This is a genomic window from Cupriavidus sp. F041, from assembly GCF_057814235.1.
In genome coordinates this window covers 3445919-3462322 of the sequence record NZ_JBVASY010000001.1, presented here as the reverse complement: position 1 = coordinate 3462322, position 16404 = coordinate 3445919, and the positions used below count along the sequence as shown (strand labels likewise).

16 protein-coding genes are annotated in these 16404 nt (G+C 66.9%); 2 read left to right on the top strand and 14 right to left on the bottom strand.

Annotated elements, in window-relative coordinates; translation table 11 throughout:
• Nucleotides 1-19 precede the first annotated feature (19 nt).
• Genes ACZY0R_RS15925 through ACZY0R_RS15900 form a run of 6 tightly spaced genes read right to left on the bottom strand, consistent with a single transcriptional unit; the run spans nt 20 to nt 6623 of the window.
• Nucleotides 20-970 (bottom strand): acetaldehyde dehydrogenase (acetylating), encoded by a 951-nt coding sequence (locus tag ACZY0R_RS15925; protein ID WP_488859291.1) that lies wholly within the window; start codon nt 968-970, stop codon nt 20-22.
• 26 nt (nt 971-996) lie between these two features.
• Nucleotides 997-1974, bottom strand: a complete 978-nt coding sequence (locus ACZY0R_RS15920; protein WP_488859290.1) for a Bug family tripartite tricarboxylate transporter substrate binding protein — start codon at nt 1972-1974, stop codon at nt 997-999.
• A gap of 51 nt (nt 1975-2025) precedes the next feature.
• Complete coding sequence (mhpD, locus tag ACZY0R_RS15915) at nt 2026-2817, bottom strand: 2-keto-4-pentenoate hydratase (protein ID WP_488859289.1); 792 nt, start codon at nt 2815-2817, stop codon at nt 2026-2028.
• A 17-nt stretch (nt 2818-2834) separates the two neighbouring features.
• The gene (locus tag ACZY0R_RS15910) at nt 2835-3785 is read right to left on the bottom strand and encodes a 3-carboxyethylcatechol 2,3-dioxygenase (protein WP_488859288.1); all 951 of its coding nucleotides are present in this window, start codon (nt 3783-3785) and stop codon (nt 2835-2837) included.
• A gap of 1 nt (nt 3786) precedes the next feature.
• On the bottom strand, nt 3787-5652 hold the full coding sequence (locus ACZY0R_RS15905) for a bifunctional 3-(3-hydroxy-phenyl)propionate/3-hydroxycinnamic acid hydroxylase (RefSeq protein WP_488859287.1): 1866 nt from the start codon (nt 5650-5652) through the stop codon (nt 3787-3789).
• Between the two features lie 35 nt (nt 5653-5687).
• Nucleotides 5688-6623, bottom strand: coding sequence for an alpha/beta fold hydrolase (locus tag ACZY0R_RS15900; protein WP_488859286.1), 936 nt, complete (start codon nt 6621-6623; stop codon nt 5688-5690).
• Nucleotides 6624-6756: 133 nt separating this feature from the next.
• Here ACZY0R_RS15900 and ACZY0R_RS15895 point away from each other — a divergent pair, with 133 nt between their 5' ends.
• The gene (locus tag ACZY0R_RS15895; RefSeq protein WP_488859285.1) at nt 6757-7578 is read left to right on the top strand and encodes a DNA-binding transcriptional regulator; all 822 of its coding nucleotides are present in this window, start codon (nt 6757-6759) and stop codon (nt 7576-7578) included.
• A 7-nt stretch (nt 7579-7585) separates the two neighbouring features.
• Here ACZY0R_RS15895 and ACZY0R_RS15890 read toward each other — a convergent pair whose 3' ends face one another.
• The 8 genes from ACZY0R_RS15890 to ACZY0R_RS15855 all read right to left on the bottom strand — a co-directional run bounded on the left by ACZY0R_RS15890 (nt 7586) and on the right by ACZY0R_RS15855 (nt 14796).
• Nucleotides 7586-8593 (bottom strand): Bug family tripartite tricarboxylate transporter substrate binding protein, encoded by a 1008-nt coding sequence (locus ACZY0R_RS15890; protein ID WP_488859284.1) that lies wholly within the window; start codon nt 8591-8593, stop codon nt 7586-7588.
• 277 nt (nt 8594-8870) lie between these two features.
• On the bottom strand, nt 8871-9674 hold the full coding sequence (hpaI, locus tag ACZY0R_RS15885; protein WP_488859283.1) for a 4-hydroxy-2-oxoheptanedioate aldolase: 804 nt from the start codon (nt 9672-9674) through the stop codon (nt 8871-8873).
• A 13-nt stretch (nt 9675-9687) separates the two neighbouring features.
• A complete protein-coding gene (gene hpaH / locus ACZY0R_RS15880; RefSeq protein ID WP_488859282.1) occupies nt 9688-10491 on the bottom strand; it encodes a 2-oxo-hept-4-ene-1,7-dioate hydratase in 804 nt (267 codons plus the stop codon).
• 45 nt (nt 10492-10536) lie between these two features.
• A complete protein-coding gene (locus ACZY0R_RS15875) occupies nt 10537-10926 on the bottom strand; it encodes a 5-carboxymethyl-2-hydroxymuconate Delta-isomerase (protein ID WP_488859281.1) in 390 nt (129 codons plus the stop codon).
• 45 nt (nt 10927-10971) lie between these two features.
• Entirely contained in the window at nt 10972-11820 is an 849-nt protein-coding gene (hpaD, locus tag ACZY0R_RS15870) for a 3,4-dihydroxyphenylacetate 2,3-dioxygenase (RefSeq protein WP_488859280.1), read from the bottom strand.
• Nucleotides 11821-11880: 60 nt separating this feature from the next.
• Nucleotides 11881-13341 (bottom strand): 5-carboxymethyl-2-hydroxymuconate semialdehyde dehydrogenase, encoded by a 1461-nt coding sequence (hpaE, locus tag ACZY0R_RS15865; RefSeq protein WP_488859279.1) that lies wholly within the window; start codon nt 13339-13341, stop codon nt 11881-11883.
• 28 nt (nt 13342-13369) lie between these two features.
• A complete protein-coding gene (locus ACZY0R_RS15860; protein ID WP_488859278.1) occupies nt 13370-14134 on the bottom strand; it encodes a fumarylacetoacetate hydrolase family protein in 765 nt (254 codons plus the stop codon).
• The gene (locus tag ACZY0R_RS15855) at nt 14131-14796 is read right to left on the bottom strand and encodes a fumarylacetoacetate hydrolase family protein (protein ID WP_488859733.1); all 666 of its coding nucleotides are present in this window, start codon (nt 14794-14796) and stop codon (nt 14131-14133) included. The genes ACZY0R_RS15860 and ACZY0R_RS15855 overlap by 4 nt, the downstream gene beginning before the upstream one ends.
• Before the next feature lie 514 nt (nt 14797-15310).
• Here ACZY0R_RS15855 and ACZY0R_RS15850 point away from each other — a divergent pair.
• A complete protein-coding gene (locus ACZY0R_RS15850) occupies nt 15311-16384 on the top strand; it encodes a substrate-binding domain-containing protein (RefSeq protein WP_488859277.1) in 1074 nt (357 codons plus the stop codon).
• Nucleotides 16385-16404: the final 20 nt, after the last annotated feature.

Sequence of the window (16404 nt, the reverse complement as noted above, 5' to 3'; positions counted from 1 at the left end):
TTCCTGATGAGCGGCCGCGTCAGGCGGCAGCGCGTTGGGCCAGCATGGCGCCGGCCATGCGCCTGGCGATGGTCAGCGCGGCGCTGGTCATGATGTCGAGGTTGCCCGCATAGGCGGGCAGATAGTGAGCGGCGCCCTCCACCTCCAGGAATACCGACGTCTTGAGCCCGCTCACCCGGCCTACGCCCGGCACCACCAGCGGCGCATTGGCCGGGATCGTCTCGAACTGCACCTTCTGCTTGAGGCGGTATCCCGGCACATACTGCTGCACCTCGGCGGCCATGGCGTCGATCGACGCGGCGACCGCGTCCCGGTCCGCCATCTCGCTCAGGCAGTAGACCGTGTCGCGCATGATGAGCGGCGGCTCGGCGGGATTGAGCACGATGATGGCCTTGCCCTTCCTGGCCCCGCCGATCGCTTCGATCGCCTTCGAGGTGGTCTCGGTGAATTCGTCGATATTGGCGCGCGTGCCGGGGCCCGCGCTCTTGCTGGAGATGCTCGCGACGATCTCGGCGTACAGCACCGGCGCCACGCGGGAGACAGCGGCCACCATGGGAATGGTGGCCTGTCCGCCGCAGGTGACCATATTGACGTTGTGCGCGTCGAGATGGGCGTCGCCATTGACCACCGGGATGCAGTACGGACCGATGGCCGCCGGCGTCAGGTCGATCATGCGCAGCGACGGGCGCAGGCCGCGCAGGAACGCATCGTTCTTCACGTGCGCGCCGGCGCTGGTGGCATCGAACACGATGTCGATGTCGCCGAACACGGGCAGGCGCGTCAGTCCTTCCACGCCTTCGTGGGTGGTCGCCACGCCGAGGCGCGCGGCGCGTGCCAGGCCGTCCGACGCCGGGTCGATGCCGACCATCGCGCCCATCTCGATCTGCTCGCCGTGGCGCATGATCTTGATCATCAGGTCCGTGCCGATATTGCCGGAACCGATGATGGCTGCTTTCAGCTTGCGGGTCATGTAGTTCTCCTGTTGCTTGTTTCGCGTCATTCCACGCTGGCGCCGCTGGCCTTGACCAGCGGGGCCCAGCGCGTGCTTTCGCTGTTGAGGAAGGCGCCAAACTGTTGCGGCGTCATGGGCAGCGCTTCCAGGCCCTGGTCGGCAAAACGCCTGGTCACCTCGGGTGCCTTGAGCGCCTTGACCGCTGCCTCATTGAGACGCGCGACGATGGCATCAGGCGTGCCGGTCTTGACCACCATGCCGAACCAGACGCCGGCATCCAGCCCGCCTATGCCGAGTTCGGAGAGCGTGCGCACGTCCGGCAGCGAAGGCGAGCGGCGAGGCGCCGCGATGGCCAGCGGCTTGACCTTGCCGCCCTTGATCAGCGGCGAGGTAGTGATCACCGGGTCGAACATCATGTCGACCTGCCCTGCCATCACATCCTGCAAGGCCGGGGCCGAGCCCTTGTAGGCCACATGGGTCATATGGCCGCCGGACTTGTCGGCGAACAGGCCGCCCAGCAGGTGCCCGATCGAGCCGATGCCCTGCGAGGCATAGTTCACGCCGTCTGGCTTGCTCCTGGATAGCGCCACCAGCTCCTTGACGGAATTGACCGGGCTGCCCTGCGGCACCACCAGCACAAGCGGCGACGAAGCCAGCGCCGTCACCGGCTTGAAATCCTTGAGCGGGTCGTACGAAAAATTGCGGTACAGGCCGGGATTGATCGCGAACATTTCGGTGGCGGCCACAAACAGGGTGTAGCCGTCCGCATCGGCACGCCTGACGGATTGCGCCGCAATCTGGCCGCCACCGCCGGGCCGGTTCTCGACCACGACCGGCTTGCCGAGACTAGTCTGCATCTGCTGCGCCATCTGGCGCGCGATCATGTCGGTCACGCCGCCGGCGGGGAACGGCACGACGATGGTCAGCGGCCGGCTGGGAAAGGTGTCGGCCATGGCGGGGGCGTTGGCAGCGAGGCCGGCGGTCACGAGCAGTGCTGCCAGGATGGGTTTTGCGTATTTCATGTTGTCTCCTTGTGTATTTCTAATGGGGTAAATCGCTTGATGCGCGGCGCGCTAGCCCTGTGCGAACCGTGCCCGCACACTGCCGATGCCGCTGATGCGGGCCTCGAAGCACTGCCCCGGTCCGGCGGCGGCCATCGGGCCGAGCGCACCGGTCAGGATCAGGTCGCCGGCGCACAGCGGGTCGCCCAGCGAAGCCAGCTTCCGGGCCAGCCAGACCGCGGCATTGAGCGGATGGCCAAGGCAATCCGCCCCCGAACCCGTGGAGACGCGCTCGTCGTCCCGCAGCATCTCCATCTTCACGGTCTTCAAGTCCAGGCCGGCCAGCGCCACGGGGACAGCGCCGAGCACCACCAGGCCGCTGGAAGCGTTGTCGGCCACGGTATCCACGTACGAGATATCCCAGTTGCGGATACGGCTGCCGACCACTTCAATCGCAGGCAGCACGTAGGCGATGGCGTTGATCAGGTCCACCAGCGTGGCGTCCTCCTCCGGCACATCGCGGCAGAGCACCAGCGCGACCTCGGCTTCCGCCTTCGGCTGCAGGGTGCGCGCGACCGGAATCGGCTCGTCGTCGCCGAAGACCATGTCCGCGAACAAGGTGCCGAAGTCGGGCTGGTCCACGCCAAGCTGGCGCTGCACCGCTGGCGAAGTCAGGCCGATCTTGCGGCCCACCACGCGGCGGCCCTGAGCCCGCCACGCGTCGACGTTGGCGCGCTGGATGGCATAGGCCATCGCCGCATCGCCGGGCGGGATTTCTCCGCGCAGCGGTTCGACCGGCGTGCGGGTCTGCTCTGCCTCGCGCAGCCGCCTGGCAAGCGCGAGCGTCATTTCCTGGTTTGACATGGTTGGTCCTGGTTGGGTTATGCGTGCCCGGTGGCAGGCTGTGCCTGCATCACGCCAAAGCCTGCGATCCATTCGTCGATTGGTCGGTAGTACTCGACCGATGCCTGGTAAGGCCCGGCGGCGGCCAGCGCGCCAAATGCGGCGATCCAGGTGCGGATCTCGTGTGCCGACTTGCCGGCGTCGCGCGTGATGTCGTCATTGCGCATCGCATCCACCCCGCCCAGGTTGCCGCTGGCGAGAAGTTCCAGGAAAGCCCTGTCCCATGCCGGATTGAGCGGATGCAAGGGGCTGTCGCCCTTGGTGAAGGCTTGCGCGGCGGCCACGGTGCGCGCCTGGCGGGCAGCACGCGACTCGGGCGACGGGTTGCGCCCGGCAATCAGGCGCTCAGCGACCTCCGCGTTGGCCGAAGCGATTTCCGGCACGGGCGGCTCATGTGAAATGCCGCCCGACCCCACCACCAGCACGCGCTTGCCCAGGCCTTGCAGGAAGCCACCGATGGCCTCGCCCAGCAGCCGCGCACGGCGGCACGTCGCCATGGGCGGCGCGACCGAGTTGATGAAGACGGGAATCACCGGGCACTGGCCGAGCCCACCCAGCAGCACTTCCAGTGCCTGCGCGCAGCCGTGGTCCACCTGCATGCGGTACGACACAGCCACGTCCACGTCGCTGGCCAGCACGGCCTGCGCCATCGCAAGGGCAGTGCCGCGCGGCACATCGAGCGGGCCGGCGAGGCTCTTGAAGTCGCCGATGGCGCTGGCTTCGACGCCGATGCAGAACTGCGGCATCACGTCGTAGAAAAACCCGTTGAAGTGATCCGGGGCGAAGACCACCACCAGTTCCGGCGCAAAGGCTTGTACCCGGGCACGCGCCGCGGCCTGCGCGCGCTCCACTTCGGCCACGATCTCCGGTGCGGGATCGTAATAGCCGTGCAGCGGCGTATGGGACAGGCATTCGAGATGCATCGGCATGTCAGGCTCCCCGGGCAAAGGCGATCGCGCGGCCGGGCACCGGCGCCGCATCCGGCTGCGCAGGCAGAGCGCCCGAGACAGCAGATGCCGCCGGCGACACGTCGGCCAGGGCAAGCTTCCCGGCCAGCGCCTGGATGGCCTCCGACACCTGCTGCGGCGAGCACGTGCCGGCCACGAAGCGGTCGGGACGCAGCAGCACCACGGAGTCAGGCACCTTGCCGAACCATTCCTTGAGGCGCCCGGCGGCATCGCCGATCGCAATCACGCCGTCCGGCACATCGTCGCGATAGGCGAGCTGCGTATCGGGCTTGGCCATCACGAAACAGGCACCCAGCTTTTCCCAGACGGCGCGCGCTTGCGGCGTCAGGCCGAAGGTCGGGTCGGCACCCCAGGCAACAATGGCGAAACGATTGCCGATCACGTCGTCGAGGCGCACCGTATGGCCTGCCTCAGTCCGCACCATCGGCTGGATGAACATGCGCCCTACCGGCGAGCCGCCGGCCGGATCGCGGCCGTGGACAAGCCTTCCCACCAGCGAATCCCGTTTCTCGCTCATCAGCCCCAGCATGCGTCCCAGTGGCGAATTGCCGGAACGCTCCAGCAAGCGCGCGAGGAAGCCGTCGCCCCGCTGGCGCCCGGGCAACAGCACCACCCCGGATTCGTAGCGCGGCATGGGCTTGAAGCGCATCTCCACGAAGTACTGTTTTACCGGGGGGAACACGTTCAGCACCCGCGTCAGGCCGTCGCGCAGCGACGCACCGAAGCGGCTGGCGGGCGCGAAGATGTCGCCCGCCACCTCCGACAGGTGGATCATCGAGCGCGCGTGGGCGCGGCGTTCCATGCCATAGGTGTCGAGCAAGCGGTCCTGCGCCACGCCCTTGACCACCATCGCCAGCTTCCAGCCCAGGTTGCTCGCATCGCGGATGCCGCTGTTGTAACCCTGCCCCTGCCAGACCGGCATGATGTGCGCCGCGTCGCCCGCTAGCAGTACGCGGTTGACGCGGAACGTGCGAGCCAGCCGCGCGTTGTGCGTATAGACGCGCTTGCGGATGTAGTCGACCTTGTCCGGCTCGGCCACCACCTTGCGGATCAGCGCGGCAAGGTTTTCCGGCAGGGACAGTTCCTCTTCCGTCTCGCCGGGCATGACCATGAATTCGAAGCGGCGGATCCCGTGCGGCAGCGCGGCCGAGACATAGGGGCGGTTCGGGTCGCAATGCATGTAGATATGCGGCGTGCCGATCGGGTCGTTGCGCACGTCGACCACAATCCACTGGTTCGGCTTGGTGCGCCCTTCGAACGGCACATCGAGCGTGCGCCGCACGATGCTGTTGCCGCCATCGCAGCCCACCATATAGGCAGCGCGGATCGACGTGACCCGCCCCTGCGCGTCTTCCGCGCCGAGGGTCACGCCATGTTCGTCCTGTGTGAAGGCCGAGATGCCGTGGCCCAGCAGGACCTTCACATGCGCAAAGCGCTGCAGGCCGTCATACAGGATGCGGTCGGCCAGCGGCTGGATGAAGGCGTTGCGGCGGGACCAGCCAAACTCGTCGGTGCGCGGCTCGATCGATGCAAAGCAGCGGCCGGTGTGCGTAACGAAGCGCATCCAGTGGTGCGGCGTGGTATGCGGCAGCAGCGCATCGGCCAGGCCGACCGACTGGAACACGCGCAGTGCCTCGTCGTCGAGCCCGATGGCGCGGGGGTAATCGATGATCTGGTCCAGCTTCTCGACCAGCACGACGCGCACGCCCTGCAGGCCAAGGATATTGGCGATCATCAGGCCAACCGGCCCGGCGCCGATGATGGCGACGTCGGTGGCAAGGTCCTGCGGACGAGCGTCTCCGCCCGCCATCTCGATGGCGTTGTTCATGTCTCCTCTCCTGCTGTTTCGCGGATCTGGCGGGCTTAAACCGTGGTCGCTTCCGGCACGGCGTTGCCGAGCAGGAAATTCAGGTGAATGCGGTTGAAGGTGGCGGCATCCTCGAACTGCGGCCAGTGGCCACAGCCATCCATCACCGTGAACAGCGCGCCGGGAATCATGGTGGCGATGCGGCGGCCTTCCGAGACATCGGCGGTGGGGTCGTCGGAGGTCCACAGCACCAGCGTCGGGGCCTTGATACGGCCATAGTGCTCGGCGCGCAGGATGTTGCGCTGGCGCGTTTCCATGTCCTGGAGCACCATATTGCCGCGCTGGGCCTCGACCATGCCCGCTTGCGCGTAGATGGCCTGGCGCGTGGCGATCAGGTCGTCGAAGGCCTTGGCCTTGTCGGCCATCAACCATTCCACGCGGGCCTTGATGAAGTCCCAGCCCGGTTCTTCCACGGCGCGCATCGACAGCGTCTTGAGGCGCTCCATCACCACCGGGTCCGCCTGCGAGCCGCCGGCCGTGTTCAGTACCAGCCGCTCCACCCGCTCGGGATGGTCGATGGCCAGCCGCGAAGCCACCCAGCCGCCCAGCGATTCACCGCTGAACGAGGCGCGCTCGATGCCCAGGGAATCCATCACGCGGATCACATGGTCGACGTAGTCGGAAATCTCGCGCCCGCCTGCCGGCTTGTCGGTCCAGCCGTGGCCGATCATGTCGATGGCCCATACGTCGAAATGCTCGGCGTGCGATTGCAGGTTGCGTACATAAGCCTCGGCGTGGCCGCCGACACCATGCAGCAGAATCAATGCGGGCTTGTCGCTGCTGCCGGCATGCAGGTACCGGGTGCGGATGCCCTTGGCATCGAGCCAGCCCTGGCTGAAGGAAACGCCGCGCAACTCGCCCCAGATGCTCTGGAACGGCTGGCAGGCCTGGCTGGACGGGACGGGCTTGAGGCTGGTGGCGGCGCTGGACATCGTGTCTCCTTCGTTCGTGAATTTCTAAGTAGTACAGCGGAGTGTAGAGACCCGATTGCATCCCGACAAAAAAACGAACAGAATGTGCAAGGAGTGCACAACGTTGATTTAAAAGGATTTTTTAGGGTAATTTATGCCGCATAGCCGAACCTCCCCGTATGCCAGCGTGCGCGGGCTTACCCGTGGACTGGACGTGCTGAAGGCGCTGAACCGGATGGAAAGCGGGCGCGGGACCGCCCTGCAACTGAGCGAGCTGACCGGGCTGCACCGCACCACGGTCAGGCGCCTGCTGGAGACGCTAATCGCGGAAGGCTACGTGCGCCGCAGCGAGTCGGACGACAGCTATCGCCTGACGCTGCAGGTACGGGCCCTGAGTGAAGGTTTCAATGACGATGAGTGGATCTCCACCATCGCCGCGCCGCTGATGGGAGAACTACTGCAGCGCGTGCTGTGGCCGTCCGACCTGACGACGCCCGATGGCGACGCCATGATCATTCGCGAAACCACGCATCGCTTCAGCCCGCTGTCCTTTCACCGTGCGATGGTGGGGCGCCGCCTGCCGATGCTCTCGACGGCGGCCGGGCGGGCCTATTTCGCGCATTGCGGCGACGCCGAACGTGAAGACATCCTCAACCTGCTGCGTTCAGGGGCGGGGGGCGAAGAACAAGCCGCGCTGGCCAATAACGCTGCCTATGTCCGCAAGCTTGTGGAACGCGTGCGCGCGGATGGCTTTGGCTCCAATCGCGGCGACTGGCTCGAGCAGCGCAAGATCGGCGCCGTCGCCGTGCCGATCCGGTACCAGGACCGCGTGCGCGGCAGCCTGAACGTGGTGTATCTCGCGCGTGCCCTGAGCGAGGAAGAGGCGATCAAGCGGTTCGTTGCGCCGCTGCAGGACATCGCGAATCGCGTCCAGGAGGGAATGGCCGCGCCAGCGTCAGCACGGCGGGCCACCTAGGCGCGGCTCAGTCCAGCACGATCTTGTGCGCGCGGATCAAGGCTCCCCACTTCGCGCGCTCACGCTCCACGAACTCGGCAAATCCTGCCCGCGTGTCGCCCATGGGTTCAAGGCCAAGCTCCTGCATCTGCCTGACCACAGCCGGATCCTTCAGCGCGGCGGTGATCGCCGCGTTGAGTTTGTCGACCGACGCTGCCGGCGTACCTGCTGGCAGCACCACGCCCTGCCAGGCAAATGCCGTGAATCCGGCCAGCCCGGCTTCGGCAAAGGTCGGCACATCCGGCAGCACCGACGAGCGCTGCTCCGCAGGCAGCGCGATAGCGTGCAGGCGGCCCGCGCGGATCAGCGGCACCGCCGCCGACAGATCCGCCATCATGAAATCAACCTGCCCGCCCGCCACATCCTGCAGCGCCGGCGGCGTGCCTTTGTAGGGCGCATGTACCGCGCTGGCCTGCACGCGGTCCAGCATCAGTTCGGCACTCAGGTGATGCGGGCTGCCGGTGCCCACCGAAGCATAGGAGGCCTTGCCCTGGGCCGCCTTCAGCCAGGCAATGAACTGCGGCAGCGTCTTTGCCGGCAGCGCCGGGCTGGCCACAAGCACCACCGGCAGCTTCACCAGCGACGTGACCATTGTGAAATCCTTGCTGGCGTCGTAAGGTAGCTTGCGGTACAGCGCGGGGTTGAGCACCAGCGTGCCCTGCCCCGCGGTGAGCAGCGTGGCGCCGTCGGCGCGGGCCTTGGCCACGTCCTGCGCGGCCAGGATCGTGGCACCGCCGGGCTTGTTGTCCACCACGATGTTCTGGTGCATGACCGGCGCGACCTTCTGCGCGACGATGCGCGTGGCCAGGTCGCTGCCGCCGCCGGCGGTGTAGGGCACCACCCAGCGCGCGGCGAGGTCGGCCGCCAGGGCCTGGGTGACGCCGCAGAGCGATGCCGTCAGCAGGACCGCGGCACGGAGCGTTTGCCGCACGATAGAGAGCGAGCGCGCGCTTGGCGGGCAGGCTGATGCTTGCATAGTGTGACTCCTCGTTTTCTTTCTTGTTTTTCGTTCTGCCGCCAGGTTGGGACCTGCTTCCGATGCACTGGTTTGCTCGCGTTTCTCGCTTGTGGGAGGGGTCGAGGGAGAGGGCGGGCGCTGGTTACGCTGTCGCGCTGGAAAAAGACCATTGGCTCCGCTTCCAGTGGCTCCTAGCCAAACAGCCCCTCTCCCCAACCCTCTCCCCGTGAGGGGAGAGGGAGTAACAGCCGTCGTCATTGCAGAGGGCTTTGGAGCACCGGCTGGCGCTGCGCCCCTAGTACGTCTTGTCCCCGCCGGCCCCGGCACCGCCCTGCCCCTTGAACTGCGCGGCCAGGCTTTCCGCCGCACGGGCCAGCATCGTGGCATCCACCCCAACCGCGGTAAACGTCGTCCCGAGGGCCATGTACTTGCGGGACTGCGCCACATCGGCGCTGAGAATGCCCGCCCCCTTGCCGGCGCGGCGAATGCGCGCGATGGCGTCGGCGATGGCGCTCTGTACCTCCGCATGGCCCGGATTGCCAAGATGCCCCAGATCGGCGGCCAGGTCCGCCGGGCCGATGAATACGCCGTCCACGCCTTCGGTGGCCGCGATCTCATCCAGATGTTCAAGCCCGGCACGCGTCTCCACCTGCACCAGCACGCACATCTCGCCATTGGCGCGGCCCAGGTAGCCATCGACGCGGTTCCAGCGCGAGGCGCGCGCCATCGCGCTGCCCACGCCGCGCACGCCTTGCGGCGGATAGCGCGTGGCCGCTACGGCGGCGGCGGCCTCGGCGGCGTCCTGCACCATGGGCACCAGCAGCGTCTGCACGCCAAGGTCGAGCAGTTGCTTGATCTGCACGGTGTCGTTCCAGGACGCGCGCACCACCGGTTGTACCGGATAGGCGGCCAGCGCCTGCAACTGCGCCAGGATGGACGGCACCGTGTTGGGGGCGTGCTCGCCGTCGATCAGCAACCAGTCGAAGCCGGCGCCGGCGAGCACCTCCGCCGCGTACGGGCTGGCCAGCCCGAGCCAGAGCCCGACCTGCTGCTCGCCCGCGGCGAGCGCGCGCTTGAAGGTATTGAGGGGAAATTCCATGATGGCCTCGGATTCATGCGAAATGGCAAGCCACGGCGCCCAGCGCGCCGTAGTCCACCTGGAATGTATCACCCGGGCTGGCGGCCACCGGCCGGGTGAAGGAGCCGCCAAGGATCACCTCGCCAGCTTCCAGGCTCACGCCGAACGGATGCAGCTTGTTCGCCAGCCAGGCCACGCCGTTGGCCGGATGGTTGAGCACGCCGGCGGCCACGCCGGTTTCCTCGATCACGCCATTGCGCGACATGATGGCCGAGACCCAGCGCAGGTCCACATCGAAGGGCCGCACCGGCCGGCCGCCCATGACCACGCCGGCATTGGCGGCATTGTCGGCGATGGTGTCGAACACCTTGCGCGGGCGCTTGCTGTCCGGGTCGATCGACTGGCTGCGCGCATCGATGATCTCCAGCGCGGGGATCACGTAGGCGGTGGCGTCGTAGACGTCGAACAGCGTGCAGTGCGGTCCCTTGAGCGGCTTGCCCAGCACGAAGGCCAGTTCCACTTCCACCCGCGGCACGATAAAGCGGCCGGGGGGAATCGTTGCGCCGTCCTGGAAGAACATGTCGTCGAGCAAGGTGCCGTAGTCAGGCTCGTCGATCTGCGAGGACAGTTGCATGGCGCGCGAGGTCAGGCCGATCTTGTGGCCCTTGACGGTGCGGCCCCCGGCCAGCTTGTGCGCGACCCATTCTCGCTGGATGGCGTATGCGTCTTCGATGGTGATGTCGGGATGGTCCAGCGAGATCTGCCGGATCTGCTTGCGCGATTGTTCCGCGTCGTGCAGGCGATGGGCAAGCTGGCGAATCAGCTCAGAGCTGAGCATGGGGTCTCCGTGGGTAGCGTTGAGCTTGACCGGGCGCGGCGCCGGTCAAGCTTTCTTGAAGCGGGCATGGACGTTGTTGTGCTTGTAGCTGCCGCCCTCGTTGAACTCGACCAGTTCCATCGACAGCGCCAGGTAGCGCCGCGCGTAGAGCTCGGCAAAGTGCGCCTTGACGGCATCGAACAGCGCGTCGCAGGCCGCCTTTTTTACCGCTTCGGAGCGTCCGGAACCGATCTTCAGGGTGATGTGGACGAAGGCATAGTCTTCCTCGCCGTCCGCCATGCGGTAGTCGGTCAGCGCCAGCGCGCGCGAGCGGATGCCGCCGGTGGGAAACACCCCGTCCTGCGCGATCAGCACGTCGTTGATGGTCTTGAGCAGGGCCGGCACGCGCGCCTCGGCCCGGATGTTATCGGTGTACTCGACGATGATGTGGGGCATTGGCGGCCTCGTTGGTGAGTCGTGATCCAGTGATCCTGTGATCCGTCAGCGCACCGGGAAGACCGCATTGATCTGGCCCGTGCCGGAACTGGTGAAATAGTCGGTGACGATATCGACGGGCCGGTCGTACTTGTCCCAGCCCAGCAAGCCGAGCAGCATGGCCGTATCGTGCATGCCGCCCTCGCCGATGCAGTGCTCGTTGTACTCGGGCAGCATGCGGCAGAAGGTGGCCCAGTCGCCCTGCTTCCAGAGTTCCACCACGCGCAGGTCCACCTGCCTGAAGAACTCGCGGCTGATCTGGTGGATGCTTTCCTCGGGGCTGTTGTTGTCGTTGAACCGGTGCGACAGCGAGCCGCTGGCAAGAAAGGCCACATTGGCGTCGCTGGCCTCGATGGACTCGCGCAGCGCGGCGCCGAAGCGGCGGCTCTCGTCGAGCTGGTGCCAGGCGCACCAGGCCGCGACCGACACCACCTTGAAGTGGCGGTCGGCGTTCATGTAGCGCATCGGCACCAGCGTCCCGTATTCCAGTTCCAGGCTGGCGATCTCATGGGCGCGCGTCATCACGCCTCGTTCGGTCGCGGTGCTGGCGATCAGGCGGCCCAGTTCGGGGTTGCCGTCGTAGGCATAGGCCATGTCCTTGATGAAATGCGGCAACTCGTTGCTGGTGTAGATGCCTTCGAAATGCGCATTGCAGTTGACGTGGTAGCCGGCGTTGACCAGCCAGTGCACATCGGCCACTACGATGGTGTCCACCCCAAGCTCGCGGCAGCGCCGGCCGATCTCGCGGTGGCCGGCGATTGCCGCTTCGCGGCAACCGTGGTGCTTGCCTGGTAGCTCCGACAGGTACATCGACGGTACGTGCGTGATCTTGGCGGCGAGTGAAAGCTTGCCCATTGCGGTGTCTCCAGTTTTGTCATGGCGCCGGTTCGCGGCCGACCGGCGCGCCGGCTACTCTCAAATGCCCCAACGCGGAATGTGATGCCCGCCCATCGAGATACAAACGTTCTTCACCTCCGCAAACACCTCGAAGCTGAACTCGCCCCCTTCGCGCCCGGTGCCGGACGCCTTGGTGCCGCCAAAAGGCTGCCGCAGGTCACGCACATTCTGGCTGTTGACGAACACCATGCCAGCCTCGATGCCGCGCGCCAGCCGGTGTACCTTGCCAACGTCCTGCGTCCAGATATACGAGGCCAGGCCGTAGGCGGTGTCATTGGCCATGGCCAGGCCGTCATCCTCGCCTTTGAAGGGGATCAGGCAGGCCACCGGGCCAAAGATTTCCTCCTGCGCCACGCGCATGCGGTTTTCCACATTCGCCAGCACGGTAGGCTGCACGAAGTTGCCGTTGCGCAGGTGCGCCGGCAGATCGGACGGACGTTCCGCGCCGCCGGCAAGGATGGTGGCGCCCTCCCGCTCGCCCAGGCGGATATAGCCGGTGACCTTCTCCCAGTGCTGCTGGGTGATCATGGCACCCACATGCGTCTGCTCGCTGGTCGGGTCCCCCACGCGCAAACGCCTGGCGCGCTCGGCGAACTTGCGCGCGAAGTCGTCATAGACGGTGTCCTGCACGAAGATGCGCGAGCCGGCGGTGCAGCGCTCGCCGTTGATCGAGAAGATGGTGAATAGCGCGGCATCCAGCGCGCGCTCCAGGTCGGCGTCGTCGAACACCAGCACCGGCGACTTCCCGCCCAGCTCCATCGAGAACTTCTTCAGGCCGGCGCGTTCGATGATGCGCTTGCCGGTGGCGGTGCCGCCGGTGAACGACACCGCGCGCACATCCGGATGGCGCACCAGCGCATCGCCCGCGCTGGCGCCGTAGCCCTGCACTACATTGAGCACGCCAGCCGGCACGCCGGCTTCCAGCGCCAGCATGCCGAGCTGGTCCGCCGTCAGCGGCGACAGCTCCGACATCTTCAGCACCGCGGTATTGCCCAGCGCCAGACACGGCGCGACCTTCCAGGTGGCGGTCATGAAGGGCACGTTCCACGGCGAGATCAGCGCGCACACACCCACCGGCTGGTAGAGCGTGTAGTTCAGCATCTGGTCGTCGACCGGATAGGTGCGGCCGTTCATCTGCACGCACACCTCGGCGAAGAAATTGAAGTTCTCGGCGGCCCGCGGAATCAGCTGCTTGCCGGTCTGCGCGATCGGTAGGCCGGTGTCCTGGGTTTCCAGCGCGGCCAGGTGCGGCACGTGCTCGGTAATCAGGTCCGCCAGCCTGCGCATGATGCGCGCGCGCTCCTTGGCGGGCGTATTGGCCCACTTGGGAAAGGCCGCCTTGGCCGCCGCGACCGCGGCGTTGACCTCGGCCTCGCCGCCCGCGGCCACGGTGGCGATCTCCTCGCCGGTGGCGGGGTTCCAGGTCACGAAGGTGTCCTTGCTGTCGACCTGCTTGCCGTTGATCCAATGCTTGATCATGTCTTCCTCCTTGTTGGCGCGTGGCGTATCAGCGCACGCTGCCGTATCCGCTGGCGGAGGCGATGGTGTTAACCAGCCGCCCCACGCCTTCGATTTCCGTGACGATTTCATCGCCGGACTGTGTATCGGCCAGCCCTTCCGGGGTGCCGGTGAGGATCACGTCGCCCGCCTCCAGCGTCATGAAACTGCTGAAGTATTCGATGAGCCACGGAATGCCGAAGATCATGTCGCGCGTGTTGCCCTGCTGGGTCAGTTTGCCGTTTACGGTGGTGCGCAACGCCAGGTTCATCGGGTCCGGCACGTCGTCGCGATCGACCAGCCACGGCCCGAGCGGAGTGCAGGTATCGCGGTTCTTCACCCGCAGGTTGGGGCGGTAGTAGTTTTCCAGGTAGTCGCGGATGGCGTAGTCATTCGCCACCGTGTAGCCGCGCACGTAGTCATAGGCTTGCGCCGCCTTGACGCCGAGCGCGGTACTGCCGATCACCACCGCCAGCTCGCACTCATAGTGCATGTACTTCACGCCTTCAGGCCGGATGGTGTGGGCGCGGTGGCCGATGAACGCGCCCGGCCCCTTGAGGAAGACCAGCGGTTCTTCCGGCGCCTTGAAGGCGAGTTCGCGCGCATGATCGGCATAGTTCAGGCCGAGCGCGAACGTGGTGCGCGGCGCCAGCGGCGGCAGCCACGTCACCGCGTCCTCGCTGACCACACGGCCATCGTCGAGACGCAGTGCGCCCGCGCCCGCCGGTTGCGCGCTGTGGACCAGGCCATCGAAGGCCACGCGGGCGGTTCTCATGCGCTCTCCCCAATGGCTGCCACGACCCGGTGCCGCAGGCACCCTACACCTTCGATCTCGATCTCCACGGTGTCGCCGGCACGCGCCAGCGGCGCGCCTTCCGGCACGCCCGCCAGCAACACATCGCCGGCTTCGAGCGACATGAAGGCGGTGACGTCGGCCAGCAATTGCGCCACCGGGCGCAGCAGGTTGCCGGTGTGATTGCGCTGGCGTTCCTCGCCGTTGATGCGCACTACCATCGCGAGCGCATCCGGGTTCCCCGCTTGCTCGCGCGCGGTCACCCACGGGCCGATCGGGCAATAGCCGTCGCGGCATTTGTGGCGCACCGCCGGGCGATAGTAGCTGGCATGCGGCACGCTGACGTCGGACACCACCGTGTAGCCGGCGATATAGTCCGCGGCCCGCGCCACATCGATGCGCGTGGCGCGGCGGCCGATCACGATGCCCAGCGCGGCGCCGATCTCCAGCGTGTCCTGCTCCGGCGGCAAGGCTACGTCGCTGCCGTGGGCGGCCAGCGTATTGGCAGGCTTGATGTAGAGGATGGGTCCGGCCGGAGGCGCCTGGTACGGCGCGGCGTTGACGCTGTCGCCCAGGGCCGCAAGAGCGCCCTTGAAATTCAGCAGCGTGCCGTAGACCGTGCCGGTGATGGCGGGCTGCCACATGAACTCGTCTTCACCCAGGGCGCGCGCCCCGTTCCACGGCAGCAAGGTGGCTTCGTCCACCGGCATTGCCCGCGCCGGCCGGCCGCCGGCAGCGATTCTGGCTTGTCGCATCGTGCTCCTGTCTGGTTGCGCCCGCTCTGCGCCCGGCCATTGCATTGCCCGGCTTGCGGATCGTCGCGGCGAATCGCCCGTTGGCGCCGCCTGTACTTAACATGTTAATAAGATTGCGCGGGAGTTTCAAGTGCTTTGTGCCGTCCGGCTTCTCACACATTCTGCGGCCGCAGGCAGGTTCAGGCTACCCGGCTCCGGGAACGCGGGCGCGGGCCTGTCATCGTGCTGTCATGCAGCATCGCCAGAATTCGCCCTGTACCGGGTCAGGCCTTGCGGCAGCGCAAATTTACTAATGCGCCGCAGCAGCAAAAGAGCTTGCTACCCGATTTTTTTGCAGCTTGAATGAAAACGTTTTCATTTCTGCCGCATGCCTTCTTCGCTAACCGAGGCCGGAACGACACACGTGAAGCGCAACCAGGACCGATCGCCCGCCCTGCCCGACGCCCCCGGCACCGCCACCCTGGCGGACGTGGCGCAGGCCGCCGGCGTCTCGCTGGCCACCGCATCCCGCGCGTTCAACAGCCCGGCGCTGGTGCGCGAAGGCACGGTGCAACGCGTGCTGGACGCAGCCCGGCAACTCAGCTTCCGCCCCAACCTGCTTGGCAGCAAACTGCGCGCGCAGCAAAGCCGCATGATCGGCGTGATGCTGCCGACGCTGGAGAACGCCGTGTTCGCCGAATGCTGGCGCGGCATCGAAGACGCGGCGCTGGCCGCCGGCTACTCGCTGATGCTGGTGACCAGCGCCTATGATCCGGCGCGCGAGCGCGAACGCATCGAATACCTGCTGCGCCACCGCGTGGACGGCATGGTGCTGACCGTGGCCGATGCCGCCCGCAGCGCCGTGCTCGACCAGCTCGACGCGGAAGGCGTGCCCTACGTGCTGGCCTACAACCAGGCTGCCGCCCGCGGCCAGCGCCATTCCGTCTCGGTGGACAACCGCGCCAGCGCCAGCGAAGGCGTGGAAGCGCTGATCGCCGCCGGGCACCGCCGCATCCGCGTGGTATCCGGCGCCTTCATCGCGTCCGACCGTGCCCGCCAGCGCTTCGACGGCTACCGCGACGCCATGCGCGCGCACGGCCTGGAACCCGCGCCACCGGTATGCCTGCCCACCCACACGGCCAGCAACGCCGAACAGATCCGTGCGCTGGCCGTGGGGCCGGACGCGCCGACCGCCTTCTTCTGCACCAATGACCTGCTCGCGATCGGCGTGATCTCGGACCTGAAACGGCTCGGCCTGCGCGTGCCGCGCGACATCTCCGTGCTCGGCTACGACGGCATTGCGCTCGGCGCGCTGGTGGAGCCGGCACTGGCATCGGTGGTCCAACCCAATACCGAAATCGGCGAGCGCGCCGTCGCGCGCCTGCTTGCGCGCTTCGCGCCGTCCGGCGCCGGCAAACAGGACAGCGCCCGGCCTGGACGCATCACCCTGTTGCCACACACCCTGCGCCTGGGCGGCACAGTCGCTGCTCCGGCATGAATCCCTTCCCACCCGCTTTC